The organism is Aliiglaciecola sp. (genome assembly GCF_039982535.1).
GTDB lineage: Bacteria > Pseudomonadota > Gammaproteobacteria > Enterobacterales > Alteromonadaceae > Aliiglaciecola.
Window position 1 is genome coordinate 223,438 of record NZ_JBDWYG010000038.1, and the last position, 18,470, is coordinate 241,907.

At 40.1% G+C, this 18,470-nt stretch carries 20 protein-coding genes; 14 read left to right on the forward strand and 6 right to left on the reverse strand.

The features are described 5' to 3' along the window. Positions 1-4 precede the first annotated feature (4 nt). Positions 5-529, reverse strand: coding sequence for a DUF6436 domain-containing protein (locus ABJV04_RS10175; protein ID WP_348491412.1), 525 nt, complete (start codon positions 527-529; stop codon positions 5-7). Positions 530-538: 9 nt separating this feature from the next. Beyond that, a complete protein-coding gene (locus ABJV04_RS10180; RefSeq protein ID WP_348491413.1) occupies positions 539-2,032 on the reverse strand; it encodes a methyl-accepting chemotaxis protein in 1,494 nt (497 codons plus the stop codon). Between the two features lie 289 nt (positions 2,033-2,321). Between ABJV04_RS10180 and ABJV04_RS10185 the strand changes: the two genes are divergently transcribed. Then, complete coding sequence (locus ABJV04_RS10185; RefSeq protein WP_348491414.1) at positions 2,322-3,443, forward strand: zinc-binding dehydrogenase; 1,122 nt, start codon at positions 2,322-2,324, stop codon at positions 3,441-3,443. Between the two features lie 53 nt (positions 3,444-3,496). Here ABJV04_RS10185 and ABJV04_RS10190 read toward each other — a convergent pair whose 3' ends face one another. Together ABJV04_RS10190 and ABJV04_RS10195 are read right to left on the reverse strand one after the other, a co-directional pair. Next, positions 3,497-4,057 carry a CBS domain-containing protein gene (locus ABJV04_RS10190; RefSeq protein WP_348491415.1) on the reverse strand — a complete coding sequence of 187 codons (561 nt, stop codon included), beginning with the start codon at positions 4,055-4,057 and terminating at the stop codon, positions 3,497-3,499. A gap of 147 nt (positions 4,058-4,204) precedes the next feature. Further along, a complete protein-coding gene (locus ABJV04_RS10195) occupies positions 4,205-4,498 on the reverse strand; it encodes a hypothetical protein (RefSeq protein WP_348491416.1) in 294 nt (97 codons plus the stop codon). Between the two features lie 332 nt (positions 4,499-4,830). Between ABJV04_RS10195 and dusA the strand changes: the two genes are divergently transcribed. From dusA to ABJV04_RS10260, 13 genes are all read left to right on the forward strand, one after another. Continuing rightward, positions 4,831-5,862, forward strand: a complete 1,032-nt coding sequence (gene dusA / locus ABJV04_RS10200) for a tRNA dihydrouridine(20/20a) synthase DusA (RefSeq protein ID WP_348491417.1) — start codon at positions 4,831-4,833, stop codon at positions 5,860-5,862. Positions 5,863-6,085: 223 nt separating this feature from the next. Further along, on the forward strand, positions 6,086-6,373 hold the full coding sequence (locus ABJV04_RS10205) for a hypothetical protein (RefSeq protein ID WP_348491418.1): 288 nt from the start codon (positions 6,086-6,088) through the stop codon (positions 6,371-6,373). A gap of 117 nt (positions 6,374-6,490) precedes the next feature. Further along, positions 6,491-6,631 (forward strand): hypothetical protein, encoded by a 141-nt coding sequence (locus tag ABJV04_RS10210; protein ID WP_348491419.1) that lies wholly within the window; start codon positions 6,491-6,493, stop codon positions 6,629-6,631. A 151-nt stretch (positions 6,632-6,782) separates the two neighbouring features. Beyond that, on the forward strand, positions 6,783-7,202 hold the full coding sequence (locus tag ABJV04_RS10215; protein ID WP_348491420.1) for a MarR family transcriptional regulator: 420 nt from the start codon (positions 6,783-6,785) through the stop codon (positions 7,200-7,202). Between the two features lie 559 nt (positions 7,203-7,761). Then, on the forward strand, positions 7,762-8,421 hold the full coding sequence (pspA, locus tag ABJV04_RS10220) for a phage shock protein PspA (protein ID WP_348491421.1): 660 nt from the start codon (positions 7,762-7,764) through the stop codon (positions 8,419-8,421). Positions 8,422-8,502: 81 nt separating this feature from the next. Continuing rightward, complete coding sequence (locus ABJV04_RS10225; protein WP_348491422.1) at positions 8,503-8,703, forward strand: PspC domain-containing protein; 201 nt, start codon at positions 8,503-8,505, stop codon at positions 8,701-8,703. Between the two features lie 53 nt (positions 8,704-8,756). After that, positions 8,757-9,086 carry a hypothetical protein gene (locus ABJV04_RS10230; RefSeq protein ID WP_348491423.1) on the forward strand — a complete coding sequence of 110 codons (330 nt, stop codon included), beginning with the start codon at positions 8,757-8,759 and terminating at the stop codon, positions 9,084-9,086. 225 nt (positions 9,087-9,311) lie between these two features. Continuing rightward, complete coding sequence (locus ABJV04_RS10235) at positions 9,312-9,770, forward strand: copper chaperone PCu(A)C (RefSeq protein ID WP_348491424.1); 459 nt, start codon at positions 9,312-9,314, stop codon at positions 9,768-9,770. A 56-nt stretch (positions 9,771-9,826) separates the two neighbouring features. Then, positions 9,827-10,819 (forward strand): DUF2333 family protein, encoded by a 993-nt coding sequence (locus ABJV04_RS10240; RefSeq protein ID WP_348491425.1) that lies wholly within the window; start codon positions 9,827-9,829, stop codon positions 10,817-10,819. 3 nt (positions 10,820-10,822) lie between these two features. Next, positions 10,823-11,581, forward strand: a complete 759-nt coding sequence (locus ABJV04_RS10245; protein ID WP_348491426.1) for a TIGR04219 family outer membrane beta-barrel protein — start codon at positions 10,823-10,825, stop codon at positions 11,579-11,581. 114 nt (positions 11,582-11,695) lie between these two features. Beyond that, the gene (locus ABJV04_RS10250) at positions 11,696-13,519 is read left to right on the forward strand and encodes an assimilatory sulfite reductase (NADPH) flavoprotein subunit (protein ID WP_348491427.1); all 1,824 of its coding nucleotides are present in this window, start codon (positions 11,696-11,698) and stop codon (positions 13,517-13,519) included. Then, positions 13,519-15,228, forward strand: coding sequence for an assimilatory sulfite reductase (NADPH) hemoprotein subunit (gene cysI, locus ABJV04_RS10255; protein WP_348491428.1), 1,710 nt, complete (start codon positions 13,519-13,521; stop codon positions 15,226-15,228). The genes ABJV04_RS10250 and cysI overlap by 1 nt, the downstream gene beginning before the upstream one ends. Further along, a complete protein-coding gene (locus ABJV04_RS10260; RefSeq protein WP_348491429.1) occupies positions 15,221-15,985 on the forward strand; it encodes a phosphoadenylyl-sulfate reductase in 765 nt (254 codons plus the stop codon). Before cysI ends, ABJV04_RS10260 begins: the two co-directional genes overlap by 8 nt. A 515-nt stretch (positions 15,986-16,500) precedes the next feature. On the opposite strand, the gene yghU is transcribed toward ABJV04_RS10260, so the two are convergent. Further along, positions 16,501-17,361, reverse strand: coding sequence for a glutathione-dependent disulfide-bond oxidoreductase (gene yghU, locus ABJV04_RS10265; protein ID WP_348491430.1), 861 nt, complete (start codon positions 17,359-17,361; stop codon positions 16,501-16,503). 87 nt (positions 17,362-17,448) lie between these two features. After that, a complete protein-coding gene (locus tag ABJV04_RS10270) occupies positions 17,449-18,348 on the reverse strand; it encodes a TIGR03899 family protein (RefSeq protein WP_348491431.1) in 900 nt (299 codons plus the stop codon). Positions 18,349-18,470 lie beyond the last annotated feature (122 nt).

Consider the following 18,470-nt stretch of genomic DNA (forward strand, 5'->3'; position numbering starts at 1 on the left):
TTTGTTAGGTTTGACAATAACAGCCTTCTCCATCGGCTATCACGGTGGCACCTAAATGTTTATTTGCAACTATTGTGCTTGCAATCGGCTCGATTAAACTCGTTTTAGTACTGCAAAGATAGCCGGTGGAATAGGGCCCTAAGTACCCTAAATTGCCAGATTTATCGAAAATAACCATAGCAGGGTAGGATGGAACAATTGCTTTCAGTTTTACTTTATCTTTAGGGTTAAGTGTTTTCACCACATAGCCATTTTCAGCAAATGTTCGGTTGAGTTTACGAATATGAGCCTTAGATAGCTGACTACAGGCGCATGATTCTTCGCCAATATGAAAAACGGTGCGAGCCAGTGGTTGTAAAGTCTCTGAAAAAGCCGACTTAACCTTTTCATCAAAATCCTGAGACATTGAGGCTGACAACAATAATTGCTGAGGATCAAAACTTGTTACTTTGTTTTGCGCAATGAAAAATAGGGCAAACAAGCTTATTCCTGCCCACATCACTATTCCCAATATAGCTTTAAACGACATTGATTATTATCATTTGAAAATATTAAGACTTAACATCAGTTTGTTTGAGATTAACTCTAGTTGTTGAGTCTCATGGGAAACTGATTGCACTAATACTGACTCTTGTTCACTAATAGAACTTAATTGTCCAACAGAGTTTGCAATGTTATCGATTACGTTAGTTTGCTCTTCAACGGCACTTTTTAAACCATTGGTAACATTATCTACTTGTTCGATATTGGTTTGCACGTTTTGCATTAAATTGAGGGCTGAATCTGCTTGTTCACTGGTGATAGTGCCTGAGGTCATGCAATCTTGCATATATGTGCTTGATTGCTTGGAGGAAGACAATAATCTGGCCATAATTTCATTCACTTCTTCAGTACTGACTTTGGTTCTCGATGCCAGTTGACGAACTTCATCAGCGACCACTGCAAATCCCCGGCCTTGCTCCCCTGCTCGGGCTGCTTCAATGGCTGCGTTCAAGGCTAGTAGGTTGGTTTGATCGGCAATGGATTGAATGGTTTCTAAAACACTGGATATGCTGTCACATTCATTGGCTAAATCTTCAATACTTTCACTTGTTTTACTAATATTTTCCACTAACTTGCTTACTTCAGTGTTAGCGTTGGTCATTTCTATTTGCGCTTTTTCGGTATCTTGTCTGGCCTCTCTTGCTCGATCGTAGGTCTCTACGGCCAGTTCAGAAATGGTAGAAGCCGAACTAGATAATTGTTCAGACGCGGTTGCAATGGAAGAGAGCTCGTTGTTGGCGATTGGCTTAAAGTTTAACAGCTTGCCGGAAGCCGTTTTAGTCGAGCTAGCATTCTTATCTACGTTCTTCCCCAAAGACTCAACCTCGTTGACTATGGCTTCAAAAGACTCCACTAAATGGTTAAAGGCCGCTATAGATTGGCTGTTTATTGTGGAATCTATCCGGTAGGATAAATTGAATTTTCCATCACCTGCACTTATACGGCTAACACCTTTAAGGATTTCATGTGCTGAATGACTGGTTTCGGCATTTTCCTTACTCATCCAAGCTAAAATAACAGATTGGGCAATAGCATAAGCGAAATGCACCATTAGTAATGTTAATAGCAAATTTTCATCAACTAAAACATATAGCGGAGCACCAGATTTTTGCAATACGTAAAAGCTGGCGTGATGAACTGCGACTACGACAATTGCAGTAATAAAAATACGCCAATTCTGATAAAAAGCTAAAAATGACATTAACACAAATATGCCAAAATGAACTTCAGTTAACCCCTGCATTTGCTGAATATGCAACGCTGAAAACAACATGAAGCTGACGGATACAACATGTTGAGTTATTTCAGCTTGACCATTTTTTTTGATCAAAAATAGTGGGATAAGGGCGGTGGGAATGCCCACAACGGTAGCTTCGAGCCATGTATCGTAAATAGGTGCGATGGCGAAACTAATTAGTAATAAAATCAATAACGCGAAAGTAACGACTTTGTTTGCGCTATCAATCCAAGGTCGGTTAATCGTATCCATTTTATTCATCCATGGGTTTGTTATAGTTCAAATATGGAGTTTGCAGATTGATTTGCCAAATTTGTGTTTTTGATAAAGCAAAATAGTTAACACTAATGGCTTCTTTGCAGCCCTTGTCTTAAATGACCGTATTCATTTAAGCTTGCCGCGAATACTTCTTTATCGTCTTGCAAACTTGTTACATTAATGTAACTAATATACGTCAAACAAATTTTAGCATTCGAATATCTCTAAACTTAATGTTAGCTTGGATTTACTTATTCTGCCTTTTCAATATCGGAGTCAATAAATGAAAGTAAGCAAACAATTATTCACCGAAATTACTTCCAGCGGTCAATTAGTGGTTTCATTAAAAGAGCGAGACGTTCCTTCATTAAAACCTCATGAAGTTTTAGTTCAAGTTCAAGCCGCGCCTATCAATCCCTCAGATATGTGGCCCATGTTCGGTCCTGCAAATTTAGCCGAAGGCTCTTTTAATAAAGAGAAAATGGAATTTACCGCCCCCGTTGCTCAATCTATGCTTGCCCGCGTGCAATCTAGACTTGATCAGGTTTTACCCATTGGTAATGAGGGCGCTGGCAAGGTGGTTGCCACTGGTGAAAGTGAAGGGGCCAAAGCAATGCTAGGTAAAACCGTGGGTATTTTAAGCGGTGCAGCCTATTCTCAGTATTGTGTTGTGCCTTGGCAGGCCTGTATTGTTCACAATGAAAATACGACAGCTAAACAAGCTGCGTCTTCTTTTGTTAATCCTCTTACTGCATTAGGAATGGTGGAAACCATGCGAGCTGAAGGGCACACTGCTTTGGTGCATACCGCAGCAGCTTCAAGCTTAGGAACTATGCTCAATAAGATATGTATTGCTGAAGATGTTCCCTTAGTAAACATTGTCAGAAAACAAGAGCAAGTGGAGCTTTTAGAAAAGCTGGGCGCTAAATACATTTGCAACTCTTCAAGTGATAGTTTTAAACAAGATCTATACGAAGCAATTAAAGCCACGGGGGCTACGCTGGCCTTTGATGCCATTGGAGGTGGTGATTTAGTAAGTAATATACTGGCAGCAATGGAGCAAGTTGGCAGTAAAGACGCCAAAGGGTTCAATACCTATGGTTCACCTGATAACAAACAAGTGTACATTTATGGTGGCTTAGATTTCTCGCCAACAGTGTTAAATCGTGCTTATGGAATGACGTGGGGAATTGGCGGCTGGTTGCTAATGCAATTCTTAGGCAAACAAAGCCCACAAAAAGTTAAACAATTGCATCAACGGGTTGCCAATGAAATTGACACGACTTTTGCCATTGATTTTACCGATGAACTAACGTTCGAGCAGGCTTTGCAGCCAAGTATTATTGGTAAATATATGGCCAAGAAGACAGGAGAGAAATTTCTACTTAACCCAAGCTTAGGTTAAGTTAAAATTTAGTTTCAATAGCGCACCCTATCGTGTAGATAGGGTGCGAATTGTTACGCAGCTGCGACGTTGAACAAGTCAACAAAAGACGGCTGTAATTGAATATCCACAGGCAATTTTAGTACTCTTGCCACATCACTTGCAGATATCAGTCCCCGGATTTCGTGGTTACTTTTATCAATGACTAAACAATGTTGTTGATGATTATCCCTAAGGGTTTCAACCACATCACCAACACTGGCGACACTTAAATCTTCGTATGCAAAGGCCTTAAGCATGTTTCTTGGGCGCATAAAATCAGTGACGGTTATCTCTTCTCGAGGTTGATCTTTTGTTACCTTGGCGAGAATCTTTTGTTCATTTAAGTCACTTAAAGCCACAATGCCAATGAAGTTTTGCTCGTTATCGAGCACTAGCTCCATTCTAACATGAGACTTTTTCATCAAACCTTCAAGCTCCACAGCTTTGGCTGACGCATCTATTACCAAAGGAGTGAACTCCTTGAAATCAGTGAAAATAGATAATGCGTTTGAGCGCATGGTAATACCTGTGTTCTCTGGTGGCCAGGCAAGCTTGTCTACGGATTCAGTGTTATAGAGCGCTAACTTTTTCATTTGCACGCTCCTTTTTAACGGTTTTTAGCAGATTATTTTTTGTTTTAGACTGAATAAAAGCACAGTCACTACGGTAACGAATTAGCACGTCAGTTATACTCATAGGAATACCCTCTGATTTATATTATTAGAAAAATTGTTTTTATATCAGATGGTTAAAGAGGGAGGTCCACGAATAAGATCAGCGTTTTTAGAAACCTCAAAGGCTTCAGTATGCTGAAAAGTAATAGCAAGGTAGTTGATGGGGTTAGCGGATGCGGAAACAGAGTTTAATATCGCATCTAAATCGAAATCGAAGGGATCAAGGTTAAATATTTCAGCCTGCTCGACTACGGAAGTACTTTGATCTACTGCCCCTTGTTGATTCTCATATGCTAATGACGAGAAGCTAAAACTAGCTACCCATGACATTAACAATATATTGAACCAAAGGACTTTCATCAAATTCCTACTCTTAAATAAGTAAACTTGTTTATGAACTACGTTAGTAAACTTGACGGTTTGTTGTATAAAAAAGGATTTACGCCTTATTCAATACCCACGAACCTCGAGTTGTAAACCAGTTAGAATCAACGCAAAGACCATGCAATTACTTTCTCCTAACTTGTTATGTGTTAAAATACGCCCATACAGTGACAGAGTACAAACTTTTTAACCCATTAAATCGACCAGTTGTCGTAAATGTTAAGAAATTGTCAAAAAATGTCACGCTAAATTATTCGCATTTTTAACTATAGGTTTATAACCTGCATACTTTAGGCAACTAGACTCTCTTGAATACATCAACCATCAACCGCACCATCTCAATTGCACCAATGTTAGATTGGACGGATAAACACTGTCGTTATTTTTTACGCCAGATATCACAACACTCTTTGTTATATACCGAGATGGTCACAACGGGCGCGATAATTTTTGGTAAAGGTGATTATTTAGCATTTAATGATGAAGAGCATCCCGTCGCCTTGCAATTAGGTGGTTCTGACCCCGCAGATATGGCCCGTTGTGCGTTGTTAGCCCAAGAGCGTGGTTATGATGAGGTGAACATTAATGTTGGTTGTCCTTCTGATCGTGTTCAAAATGGTCGTTTTGGCGCATGCTTGATGGCGGAACCAGAAACCGTTGCAGCCTGTATTAAGAGTATGCAAGCCGAAGTGGATATTCCCGTGACGGTTAAGTCGCGCATTGGTATTGATGAAATGGATGAGTACGAGGACTTAACGCGGTTCATCAGTCAAGTCGCAGACTCAGGGTGCGATACTTTCATTGTGCATGCCCGCAAAGCTTGGTTAAAAGGGTTAAGTCCAAAAGAAAATCGCGATATCCCGCCATTGATGTATGAGCGTGTTTACCATCTAAAAGAACAATTTCCAGATCTACACATTAGTATCAACGGTGGTGTTAAAACTTTGGATGATGTGGCTTTACACCTTAAATATATAGACGGGGCGATGATCGGTCGAGAGGCCTATAGCAACCCTTATATTTTGGCTGAAGTTGATAAACGTTTTTACGACGATAACCACAACATTCCCACTCGCCACGATATTGTGGCAAACATGGTTGAGTATGCCAAAGTTCAATTGGAACTACCTCACACCCGAATTTGGCACATTGCTAGACATATGCTTGGGCTATTTCAAGGGCAACCTGGCGCGCGCATTTGGCGCAGGTACTTGAGTCAAAATGGCACCCAAAAAGGTACTGGCATTGAGTTATTAAATGATGCCTTAGATACCCTTAATGAAGCTCAATACCAAGCAGAACAATTCCGGAATACCCACGCACCTGATCAAGTTGGTTAAAATAACTAACTGACTTGGTCAAAAATACTAAAATGTAATTTTTCACTTCACGAAAATTCCCATTAGTTTTTAATTTATTTCCTATGATTTTTAAAAAGTTTATATAAATCAATTAGATGAATATTTTTTTAGTAGTTGGCACAACTATCGCAATAATGATTGCGACTTAACTAGTAACTGAATAATCAGTTACAAACACAGCACAACTACTAAGGAAATTATTATGTTTAAGAAAATCACAACTGCAACTGTACTTATCTCAGGTTTATTCGTAGCGTCATCTGCACAAGCCGCAGAAGTCTCTTTAGAGCAACTTGTTGGTTCACTTGTTTCCCAAGCCGTAGAAGTTACCAAAGAAGAATTGTCATACGGTGTTGAAGAAGCAATCTTGACAGTAAACAATTCAATTGGTTTTGAATCCGATTCACAAGATTATGTTACTAACGTGACTATTACTGACTTGAACAGCAATACTGAAGAGAAAAAAGAAGAAAGCGATAAAGCTGAATAGTAAGGAGACTAGCGATGTTTAATCACATACATCTACTTACTTTATTACTAGCACCGGTTATGGCCTACCTCGCAGCAGCACTTGTATTTAGTCTGGTCGAGAGTAAGAAAAACAGCCATGCAGTACCGGTTAACGGTTCTAACCTCCAATATCATGACGGTCGCAATACGCAGTAGAGACCGTCATTCTCTTACTCATTACTTTTTGAAACCCAATCAACCCACTGTTTCTCAACGGGTTCCCGCAATCACCATCTAACATTTAATCCTTTTCCAGCTCGTTTATAAGAAAAGATCCCTCATTCAGTATTAATGTTTTCACTAGCCTACCAAAAATAAACCTTTAGACTCATTTTACTTTTCTAATGGTTGATATATACTTGACTAGTTAACTAAAATTGAGGCTTGAAATGAAACAACTTACTGACGCTATGTTACTACTGACTAATTTAAACTTGGCATCAATCAAACTGAATAAAAAACTTGATCGAAGTTTGGGTGTACATGGTATTAGTTTCAGTGAATACATGGCTTTACACTTCCTTGCAGAACAACCCTCTCACACCATGAGTCGTATAGCGTTGGCTGAAGCACTGGGCATGACTGCTTCAGGTGTTACTCGTATGCTAAATCCTCTGGAAAAGATTCACCTAATCGAAAAACAAAAAAATCCAAGGGATGCCCGGGTAAGTTTAGTGCAGTTATCAGATACTGGAGTATCTCTGTATGCAGATGCATCGGTTACGTTTAAACACTTTTCTGAACATCTTTTATCTGACTTACGACAATATCAAATGGAGTCTGTTTTAGACGTACTTAAAAAGCTTTAAGTAATTTCCTTTTGAGGACTGTTTTTTATTTGTTATGCACTCTCTCTGGCTCAATACCCTAGTGGGAAATCCTGTTTTTAACCATTGGTTAATTTCCCCCCACTAGCTGTGGGTTTTCTTTTCTGCCTATCTCTTTACAACCCAATTCTTTACTTCTCATTTCTTTGATGCCCACTTCGTTGATACACGCTTAGCTTTGATGGTTAAGTCACTACAGCAATTTAGTATGGAAAGTAAAAGTAACTAATGAGCTTTAGGTCGACTTGGTCTCCAATCTTAGAAATTGCATTATCAAGCACTCAATTCTGTACTTTTCCCATTTTAATAATTTGACCAACTATTTGGTTAATTTGACTAAATTTCTAAATTGAAATGATTTTGGGTTATTCGCTATCAATATTGTTTTCTTTAAATATTCATTAAATACATGGGGTTACATTAATTTGAAAGTTTGGCACGTAGATTGTAATAACAGGAGTACTGGTAAAGATAATTGAATTTAGAACCTTAAAATCTAGTTCATATTACAACACTCATATAAATCTCGGAGGATCAAAAAATGGGTATGTTCACAAGAATGTCAGACATAGTACAAGCAAATCTTAATGCCATCTTAGACAAGGCGGAAGACCCGCAAAAGGTAATACGTTTAATCGTCCAAGAGATGGAAGAAACTTTAGTTGAAATTCGCTCAGTGGCAGCAAGAAGTTTGGCTGACAAAAAGCACTTAGGGCGCAAACAAGAAAAGCTCCAAGCGCAAGTTAAAGATTGGCAGAATAAAGCTACTGTAGCCATGAAAAAAGAACGTGAAGATCTTGCAAGAGCAGCGTTGGTAGAAAAAAACAAAGCGCAAGAATCGTTAAAATCCTTAACTAAGGAAATGGAAGTTGTAGATGAGGCCATTGCTAAGTTGCAAGAAGATACATCTCGTTTGCAGGAAAAATTAAAAGAAGCTAGAAGTCGTCAAAAAGCTTTGGACATAAGACAACAATCAGTGTCAGTGCGTTTGAAAGCGAAAACGTCGCAAAATGTTGAAAAAATTGATGATGCGATAGCTCGATTTGAACACTATGAAAATCGTATCGACGACCTAGAGTCTCAAGTTGAAGCTTATGATTTAGTGTCACAAAGCAATTCATTAAGTGCGCAAATTGAGCAACTTGAACAAGATGAAAATATCGAGAAAGAGTTAGCAGCTCTGCGCAAAAAAGTTGCTTAGAAAAGAAGCCAGAACAAGCCCTAGATGTAGACTTGAAACTTCAAGTCTACAACTAAAATAAGTTTTAGTAGGAGTATCCAAATGAAAGACTATTTAAATACAAATCAATTATACCGTGACACTGTGCGAGGCAAAATTAGTGGCGTATGTGCTGGTATAGCAAGACACTTCAATGTTGAAGCTTGGATGGTAAGAATAGCCGCTATTGCCGCCTTTATTTTTATGCCAATGGTGGTTGGTGTGGCTTATTTGTTAGCCGTATTATTAATTCCAACTAGGTAATTCTTTGTTGCAAAGAGTGAACTGACAAGAATCTATTATAAAGGATGTACATCATGAAGAATTTTATTTTAGCTGTTCTGATTGCGATACTGATTACCTATAGTTGTGGGATCGTTGCTAATGAGTGGTTTAATTTCTCAATTCATTTCGATGAACATATATTTGGTCCAATGGAATCGGTAGTGGGCGTTACTGCAGTCGGGGCGGTCATGGCAATTGTCGGAGTTATCGTCGCTATCAGCGTATTTGGAGCCTTGGCTTTGGCTTTGTTTGTAGCATTTGTTGCCATGTTATTGGCAGGTGTAACCATGTTTTGGCCAATGTTGTTAGTGATTGCCTTCATTTTTTGGTTAGTAAAAGATAAGCGTCAAACTCAATATTAGCGTCAACGGTATTGGTGAGAGCTTAATAACTGCAGGTTGCAGCTCCCATGACCCTTGCTTTCTTCGCAGTTTATTACACTAACCCCATTAACAACGGATAATTCTTTTGGGTGGTTTTAACTCCAAGGGAGTCACTTCAGTACTGAAAAAGCATTGACTATTCTGGTAAATGCCCGTGAATTAATTGATAATTGCGGGAAATTTATTATTCAGGAAAGGCAGTTTATGAAATTTATCAAGCAACAATCATGGTGGGTTTTCATCGGTTTATTGGTTTGTAGTTTTGCAAGCGCAGCAAATATCAAGATATCAGATGCAACAGTACGCTTGTTACCACCCACTGTGCCCAACACCGCCGCCTACTTTACTATCCACAATTCATCAGATAAGGATCTGGTTCTGGTTTCTGCCAGCACCGACATTGCTGAAAAAGCTGAATTGCATGCCCATGTAATGGAAAATGGTATGATGAGTATGCAAGAACAAGATCAAATTCGAATTCCAGCTGGACAAACAGTTAGTTTTAAACCTGGCGGTTTACACGTCATGATATTCGGCCTTAAAAAACCATTAGCAGAAAATCAAATGGTCTCTATTACCCTTGTGAGTGAAGATCAAAAAACGATTCAGGTTACTGCAAAAGCCGTAATGCCAGGCAAAGAAAAGTCACATAACCATCATTAGAATAGATAGTGTTATGAGTGTAAAGTGTCATTAATTCAAAATACAGGAAGCATATTATGCAACGTTTTTTAAATGCGAAATGGCTCACCACCACTTTCCTATTAATAGTGTTTATTGGTTGGTTAATCTCTGTTTATTGGAGCTTTGAACCTGAAGCCTTCGACGTGCGCACTGAAGCACAAACTTATGCTCAAACTAACTCAGAAAATGTGGTGGTTGGTTATACGACTACCCACACTCTCATTCGTGTGGTGGAATCCTTGATGGACAAGCCCGGCGGTTACATATCGAATGACGTTATGCCGCCAGGCATATTCATGGACAACATGCCTCGTTGGGAATTTGGTGCTTTAGAAATGTCTCGGGATTTAGCCCTAGCAATGCGCAAAGACTTTAGCCGTTCTCAATCACAGTCAATGGAAAACCCTGAGCTAACTAAAGCACAACCGGCATTAAACATGAATCACCTCAGTTGGATGCTGCCTTCTGCAGAGTCTATGTACCAAGACGCACTTAAAGATCTTTACGCCTATCGAACGGATTTGGCTGATAGAGGCCAAGGGACAGCGCAGTTTTTTTCTCGTGCAGATAACCTAAGAGACTGGTTGAAGCAGGTCGAAAAACGTTTAGGTAATTTGTCGCAAAAGTTAAGTGCTAGTGTCGGCCAAGAAGTGCTAAACACTGATTTGGCAGGTGATGCGACGGCTAGACAATCTACCCCAGAGGCAAAACAGCGATTTGAAAAAACCAGCTGGTGGAAAACTGATGACAATTTCTATGAAGCTAGAGGGGCTGCTTGGGCGCTAATACATTATTTAAAAGCGGTGGAAGTCGATTTTGCTGACGTGCTTGAAAAGAAAAATGCCACCGTCAGCCTGCGCCAGATTATCCGTGAGCTTGAGTCAACCCAGCAAACTATTTGGAGCCCAATGATTTTGAATGGTAGTGGATTAGGTATGTTAGCTAATCACTCGTTAGTTATGGCGAACTATATTTCCCGAGCAAATGCTGCTTTAATCGAATTAAATGAACTATTAAATCAAGGATAAAAAGTGAAACACAAAATTAAATCGTTAATTTTAGCTGCATCCGTTGTTGCTGTGCCCGCCCAGGCAGATACATTGCTAGGTTTGTACGTTGGTGCTCAAGGCTGGAATATGGATACTGAAGGTGGATTTTCAAACGATGCGGATATAACAAGGTTCGATTTTGATACTGAAACCAAATCGAGCTTATATGTAGCTCTAGAGCATCCAATCCCGTTAATTCCTAACATCAAGGTGCGACAAACTACTTTAGACACTAGCGGAGACGTTACCCTAAATAGTACTTTTACCTTTAATGGCGAGATCTTCAGTGTCGACACCCCCTTAAGTACTGAAGTGGACATGAGTAATACAGACTTTATCTTGTATTATGAATTATTTGATAACGATTTGGTTAGCTTTGATTTCGGTATCAATGGTAAGTACGTAGACGGAGAAATTTTTGTTAGAGAAACCGCTGATGCATCTAACTTTGCCAGAGAAGAGTTTTCTGGGGTTGTGCCAATGGTGTACTCAAAACTTTACATCGGCCTACCTTTTACTGGCCTGGGAGCTTATGCGGAAGGTAGTTATTTAGCCATTGACGATCATTCATTAAGTGACTACGAAATTGCATTAGTTTATCAATTTGTAGACAACCTAGCCATTGATATGTCGCTACAGCTGGGCTACAGAGCGACGTCTCTAGAGTTAGAAGACTTAGACGATATCTATTCAGATTTAGAGTTTAGTGGTGCATTTGCTGGGATCGAAATACACTTCTAAGTCAATAAAGTTTGGTTTTAAGTCCATTAAGTAATAAAAAATCCTATTTAGGTCTTTCCTGTCAATAATAAAAAACGCTAATCTGCCCCCATCAATTAAAAGGTTAGCGTTTTTATGTCTTCAAAGAACAATCAAGCACTAGTGCCATCAGCGGTTATTAATGAATCCCAATGGCAGCAAATAAATAGCGCCATAGCGCCGCTTAACAATAATCAACTCACTTGGATGAGTGGGTATTTGGCGGGTTTGGCTCACCAACAGTCGGCTGGACATGTTGCGGTTCCTGCTTCAGCAGCTCCTGTTGTTGAAAAACAACTTACCATTCTTTTTGGCTCGCAAACCGGTAATGCAAAAGGTGTTGCCCAAGAGTTTAAAGAAAAAGCTCAACATGCTGGGTTAAAAGTTAACCTGCACAGCATGGCTGATTACAAAGCTAAACAACTTAAAAACGAAACCCATCTTCTTATTGTTGTTAGTACTCATGGTGAAGGTGATGCTCCTGATGATGCAGTTGAGCTACATGAGTTTGTAGGCAGTAAAAAAGCACCAAAACTACCTGAGTTAAACTTTGCGGTAGTTGGACTTGGTGACAGTAGTTATGAGTTCTTTTGTCAGACGGCAAAAGACTTCGACGCACGCCTTGAAGCATTGGGTGGCAAACGTATTACTCCAAGAGTGGATTGTGATGTCGATTACGAAACCGTAACTAACGCATTTTTTGATCAAATAGCGATTCAGTTGAAAGAAGAGTTTGCTGCCAGCCAAGCGACAGTTGAGCCTATCGCTGGTAGTGTAAATAGCACTTCTTTAGATGCCGCTAAATCTGAGTATTCAAAGAAAAACCCGTTTACTGCAACTTTATTAGAAAGTCAGAAAATTACAGGTCGAGATTCAGTTAAAGATATTCGTCATATCGAAATATCCCTTGAAGACTCTGGCATCCAATATCAACCAGGTGATGCCTTAGGTATTTGGTTTACTAATGACGATGCTCTAGTAAGTGAACTATTGCAACTAGTTGGTGTTGACGAAAATGAAAGTATAGAAGTTGGTGGCGACACGCTCAGTATTAAGCAAGCGTTAATTGAAAAGTTTGAGCTAACCCTAAGTTACCCAACTTTTGTTAAGAGTTATTTGGAGTCTGCACCAAATGAAAAGCTGCAAGCATTGTTCGATGATAAAGCTAAGCTGAGAGAGTATTTAGCAGATAAGCAAATAGTTGATATTGTGGCTGATTTCCCTGCAAAAATTACGGCAGAGCAATTAGCTAGAGCCCTAAGACCGATTACGCCAAGACTTTATTCAATTGCTTCAAGTCAAGCTGAGGTAGATGACGAAGTGCATCTTACCGTTGCTATGGTTGAGTATGATGTTAACGGTAATGTGCGCAATGGTTCTGCATCTAACTTTTTAGGTAAACGCCTAGAAGAAGGACAAGAGCTGAAAGTATTTGTGGAGCATAACAATAATTTCCGCTTACCAGAAAATCCAGAGACGCCAGTTATCATGGTCGGCCCAGGTACTGGTATCGCACCATTTAGATCTTTCATGCAACAGCGCGCAGAAGATGAAGCTGATGGCAAAAACTGGCTATTTTTTGGTAACCCTAGTTTTACCCAAGACTTCTTATACCAAACTGAATGGCAGCGTTTTGTGAAAGATGGAGTGGTAGACAAAGTTAGCTTGGCATTTTCCCGTGACCAAGAGCAAAAAATTTATGTACAGCATCGTATCTTAGAAAATGGTGCTGAGTTATTTGATTGGCTAGAGCAAGGCGCACATTTTTATGTCTGTGGTGACGCAACCCACATGGCTAAAGATGTTCATGATGCACTTTTGACCGTTGTCCAAGAGCACGGTGGTAAGAGTGAAGAAGATGCTGAAGCGTATTTAACCGAAATGCGCCGTGGTAAGCGTTACCAGAAGGATGTGTACTAATGGGTTCCGATAATAAATTTATAGTTGAAGGTAAATTGGCAGAAAATGAGCGTATTAAAGGCGAAAGCAATTTTTTACGTGGAACAATTGCCCAAGATCTTAAAGATGATTTGACCGGTGGTTTTACCGCTGACAATTTTCAGTTAATTCGATTCCACGGTATGTATCAGCAAGATGATCGTGATATTCGTGCTGAGCGCGCTAAGCAGAAATTAGAACCATTACAGAATGTAATGTTGCGAGCACGTTTACCTGGCGGAATTATATCTCCTGACCAATGGTTAGCCATCGACAAGTTTGCTGCAGATCATAGTCTTTATGGCAGTATTCGTTTAACTACTCGTCAAACTTTTCAGTTTCATGGCGTGTTGAAGCCGCAAATTAAATTGATGCATCAAACCCTTAATAAAGTGGGAATTGATTCTATTGCCACCGCTGGTGACGTCAACCGTAACGTGTTGTGTACTTCAAACCCGGTAGAGTCTGCGGTACATCAAGAAGCCTACGAGTGGGCTAAAAAAATTAGTGAGCACTTGTTGCCGAAAACCCGTGCTTACGCGGAAATTTGGTTAGATGGTGAAAAGGTAGAAACCACTGAAAATGAACCAATTCTAGGTAACAACTATTTACCTCGTAAGTTCAAAACAACCGTTGTTATCCCACCACATAACGATATTGATGTGCATGCTAACGACCTTAACTTCGTTGCTATTGCTGAAAACGGTAAGCTAATTGGTTTTAATGTTCTTGTGGGTGGTGGTTTGGCCATGACCCATGGTGATCATTCCACTTACCCTCGTAAAGCGGATGACTTTGGTTTTATTCCATTGGATAAAACGTTGGATGTAGCTGCTGCTGTAGTGGGTACCCAGCGAGATTGGGGAAACCGTGTTAATCGTAAAAATGCGAAAACCAAATATACCCTTGAACGTGTTGGTGTAGAGAATTTTAAAGCCGAAGTAGAATCGAGAGCGGGTATCGAGTTTGCCCAAAGCCGTCCTTATGAGTTTACTTCTCGTGGTGATCGTTTTGGTTGGGTTGAAGGCGTTGATGGTAAGTATCATTTAACCGTTTTTATTGAAAATGGTCGTATTCTTGACTATCCGGGTAAAACCTTAAAAACCGGTTGTGCTGAAATTGCAAAAGTTCACACTGGTGATTTTCGCTTAACCGCAAATCAAAACCTTGTGATTGCAGGTGTGCCAGCGGAACAAAAAGAACAAATTGAATCTTTAGCTAAAGCCCATGGCTTGATCTCTGATGGTGTAAGTAATCAACGTCTAGATTCAATGGCCTGTGTTTCTCTGCCTACTTGTCCTTTGGCAATGGCAGAAGCTGAGCGTTATCTGCCTGATGCGGTAACGGAAATTGAAGGTTTACTTGCTAAGCATAACGTGGCTGACCGCAGTATTATATTCCGTGTTACAGGCTGTCCTAATGGCTGTGGTCGCGCAATGCTTGCAGAAGTTGGTTTGGTTGGAAAAGGGCCTGGTAAATACAACTTCCATCTAGGTGGAGATCGCCAGGGCACACGTATTCCTAAAATGTACAAAGAAAATATTAGCGAGCAAGAGATTTTGGCTCACCTCGACGAACTTATTGGTCGTTGGGCTAAAGAAGGTAACCAAGACGAAGGTTTCGGTGACTTCTTAATTCGCGCTAAAGTCATCGCTCCGGTTGTTAATTCAGCCAAGGATTTTTATGCCTAACGCAGTATTCCAAAACTCGGCCGAAAAAGCTCATGCAGCAGATTGGATTAACAGTCTGGATGCTGAGCAGTTCGCTGAACTTAATGCAGAACTTGAAAAACAAACCCCTCAACAACGAGTGGTTTGGGCCCTTGAACATCTGCCTGGTGAGCACATAGTTTCGTCTAGTTTTGGTGCTCAATCGGCAGTAATGTTACATCTGTTGTCCCAAGAGTATTCCGATATTCCTGTTGTACTGACTGATACTGGTTATCTTTTTCCAGAAACCTACAATTTTATTGATGAATTAACTGAGCGACTTAAGCTTAACTTAAAAGTCTATCGAGCTCCGCAGTCTCCTGCTTGGCAAGAAGCGCGTCATGGTTTGTTGTGGGAACAAGGTATTGAAGGTATCGAAAAGTACAACAAAATGAATAAAGTTTTACCCATGCAGCAAGCTTTAAAAGACTTAAAAGTGGGAACTTGGTTTGCTGGCTTGAGACGCTCTCAGTCTGATTCTCGTGAAAACTTGAATGTACTGCAAAGATTAAATGGACAAACCAAAGTTTATCCAATCATTGATCAGTCAAACAAAGCGCTCCATGAATATTTAAAAGCACATGATCTTCCTTACCATCCTCTATGGGAAAAAGGTTTTGTGTCTATTGGTGATTGGCATACGTCAAAAGCTTTAGAAGCCGGTATGAGTGAACAAGATACCCGTTTCTTCGGATTAAAACGTGAGTGTGGTCTCCATGAGTTTGGTGACGGAATCTAACCAGCTTATCGTCATTTTCTAGGCTGGGCTTTAGCCCAGTAGCACTCATCAGCATGGCATAGGGACTGAAGCCATATCTACATTGGTTCTCTTCGCTAGGTATTCGGGGTCAGGTTTTGTAGGTTGGGCTTTAGTCCAGTAACACTCATCAGCATGGCATAGGGGCTGAAGCCCCTACCTACATTGGTTCTCTTCGCTAGGGATTCAGGTTCAGGTTTTGTAGGCTGGGCTTTAGTCCAGTAACACTCCTCAGCATAGCATAGGGGCTAAAGCCCCTATCTACATTGATTCTCTACGCTAGGTATTCGGATTCAGGTTTTGTAGGCTGGGCTCTAGCCCAGTAACACTGCTCAGCATGGCATAGGGGCTGAAGCTCTATTTACATTGGTTCTCTACGCTACGTATTCGGATTCAGGTTTTGTAGGCTGGGCTTTAGCCCAGTAACACTGCTCAGGATGGTATAGGGGCTGAAGCCCCTATCTACAAAGTTTTTTTGAACAAAGCTTGAATGGTTTCTAGCCTATTTTATCTTGGGTTTTTGTTTCGAAATCGCTGGCATCATGGCGCTCACGCAATTGCGATTCTGGTTCACCCCAAGTTTTATTTACCATGCGGCCACGCTGAACTGCTGGGCGTTCGGCAATTTGATCGGCCCAACGAATAACATTTTTATAGGTATGCGCTTCAATGAACTCTGCCGCATCATAAGCTAACCCTTTTACTAAGGCACCGTACCATGGCCATGTAGCGATATCGGCAATGGTATATTCATCACCACACATATATTCATTGTTAGCTAGCAGTTTATCCAACACATCAAGTTGGCGTTTTATTTCCATCGTGTAACGGTCTATGGGGTATTCCAGTTTTTCAGGTGCATACGCATAAAAGTGACCAAAACCACCACCTAATAGCGGTGCGCTGGCCATTTGCCAGAATAACCAAGACAAACACTCAGTACGCTGAGTTGGGTCCTGCGGAATGAACTCATTAAACTTTTCCGCTAAGTACAATAGAATTGAACCAGATTCAAACACGCGTGTGGGTTTTGACGTACTATGGTCAACAAGCGCTGGTATCTTAGAGTTTGGATTGGCAGCGACAAAACCGCTACTAAATTGATCCCCTTCTAATATGTCGACTAAATAAGCGTCGTATTCTGCCCCTTGATGGCCTTTTTCTAGCAACTCCTCGAGCATTACAGTCACTTTAACGCCGTTTGGTGTTGCCAAAGAATAGAGTTGCAGAGGATGTTTGCCTACGGGCAAATCTTTCTCATGAGTCGCTCCAGAAATAGGTCTATTAATATTTGCAAACTTTCCACCACTTTCTTTATTCCAGGTCCATACATTAGGTGGGGTATAAGAATCACTCATTTTAGCTCCTGTTGAATTTTGTTAAGGATGTTGAGTTGTATAGGGTAAGTAAATTGGGATTATCTGAAAAACTTAAACGGGGAAACTTCAATTTAATTCAAATTCATTTGCAAGTAATACCAATAAGTCGTCTAAATAATGTTTATTCACTGTGCTATTTATCAAACGTGCTAATTCAGAGCCAATAGAAGTGAATTTATAATATTGTAAACTTAAACCTCTTTTTTTAGGGGCTAGGTGAAAAGTTTCCCCAGCACAGCGGTATTGCAACCGGCTTTGTATTTCAAGTTCACTTGTCTCTATCTCACTATTATAGATCAAACCAAGATCCATTAAAGAGAGTAGATCAGGGTAGGTTAGACCGTGTACGGCTAAATTAATCTGTTCATTTTTGGTAAGTCTAAAAACAGATAAAATATTGGGTTTTCGATGGTAACCATAAATAATTTTAAGGCCGTGCTCGCCTTTTCTTCTACTTGCCATACCCACAGCTAATTTCAGAATTTTTGCATCTCTATGGGTTAAGTTTTTTAAAGTTTGTAGCGTTTTAAGGGAAAACGAGCCGGGAACGCTAATTTCAACGGTGAAAATCTTTGCCCATAATTCTTGCATTGCTGGCGAATTGATATTTTCAGCCATTTCACTAAAACTGAAAAACCAGTCTGGATCAAGCTCATCTTGTATGGCTTGCTCTTGACTGAAATCAGTAGCTAGGGAAAGAATTCGTTCTAAATTTTTTAATTTTCGTTGGGCTTTAACAAACTGGTGACGACTAACTTTTTTCTGTAAATCTTGTTCGATAGAGCTTTTATGGCCAATTGCGATACCTGCTCTACTGAACCATTGCAGCATCTTGAGTTTCGTCTGCTTGGTATGTTCAGCACTGCTTTTTTGAGTAGAAGACACCTCAGCTTGCGCCGTACTTTTAGTTGCGGAGTCCTTTTTCTGTAATAGGTGGGGAGGTGGCGTATTAGAATCTATTTTCATAAAGGAAGAATTGACCTATATAACGAAAAAATGATTATAACCGAAAACCTACTAAGTTGACGAATTTGTCTTATTTGATGCAATTAGGACAAAAAAAGGCGATTCTGCTGTTTTTTGCTACA

Coding starts and splice junctions, on each gene's coding strand:
- ABJV04_RS10190 (WP_348491415.1), bottom strand. CDS start 4,057: ATGAAAAAGTTAGCGCTCTATAACACTGAATCCGTAGACAAGCTTGCC.
- ABJV04_RS10210 (WP_348491419.1), top strand. CDS start 6,491: ATGCAGTACCGGTTAACGGTTCTAACCTCCAATATCATGACGGTCGCA.
- ABJV04_RS10270 (WP_348491431.1), bottom strand. CDS start 18,348: ATGAAAATAGATTCTAATACGCCACCTCCCCACCTATTACAGAAAAAG.
- cysI (WP_348491428.1), top strand. CDS start 13,519: ATGGGTTCCGATAATAAATTTATAGTTGAAGGTAAATTGGCAGAAAAT.
- ABJV04_RS10195 (WP_348491416.1), bottom strand. CDS start 4,498: ATGAAAGTCCTTTGGTTCAATATATTGTTAATGTCATGGGTAGCTAGT.
- yghU (WP_348491430.1), bottom strand. CDS start 17,361: ATGAGTGATTCTTATACCCCACCTAATGTATGGACCTGGAATAAAGAA.
- ABJV04_RS10175 (WP_348491412.1), bottom strand. CDS start 529: ATGTCGTTTAAAGCTATATTGGGAATAGTGATGTGGGCAGGAATAAGC.
- ABJV04_RS10230 (WP_348491423.1), top strand. CDS start 8,757: ATGAAGAATTTTATTTTAGCTGTTCTGATTGCGATACTGATTACCTAT.
- ABJV04_RS10185 (WP_348491414.1), top strand. CDS start 2,322: ATGAAAGTAAGCAAACAATTATTCACCGAAATTACTTCCAGCGGTCAA.
- ABJV04_RS10225 (WP_348491422.1), top strand. CDS start 8,503: ATGAAAGACTATTTAAATACAAATCAATTATACCGTGACACTGTGCGA.
- ABJV04_RS10205 (WP_348491418.1), top strand. CDS start 6,086: ATGTTTAAGAAAATCACAACTGCAACTGTACTTATCTCAGGTTTATTC.
- ABJV04_RS10215 (WP_348491420.1), top strand. CDS start 6,783: ATGAAACAACTTACTGACGCTATGTTACTACTGACTAATTTAAACTTG.
- ABJV04_RS10235 (WP_348491424.1), top strand. CDS start 9,312: ATGAAATTTATCAAGCAACAATCATGGTGGGTTTTCATCGGTTTATTG.
- ABJV04_RS10260 (WP_348491429.1), top strand. CDS start 15,221: ATGCCTAACGCAGTATTCCAAAACTCGGCCGAAAAAGCTCATGCAGCA.
- ABJV04_RS10250 (WP_348491427.1), top strand. CDS start 11,696: ATGTCTTCAAAGAACAATCAAGCACTAGTGCCATCAGCGGTTATTAAT.
- ABJV04_RS10180 (WP_348491413.1), bottom strand. CDS start 2,032: ATGGATACGATTAACCGACCTTGGATTGATAGCGCAAACAAAGTCGTT.
- pspA (WP_348491421.1), top strand. CDS start 7,762: ATGGGTATGTTCACAAGAATGTCAGACATAGTACAAGCAAATCTTAAT.
- ABJV04_RS10240 (WP_348491425.1), top strand. CDS start 9,827: ATGCAACGTTTTTTAAATGCGAAATGGCTCACCACCACTTTCCTATTA.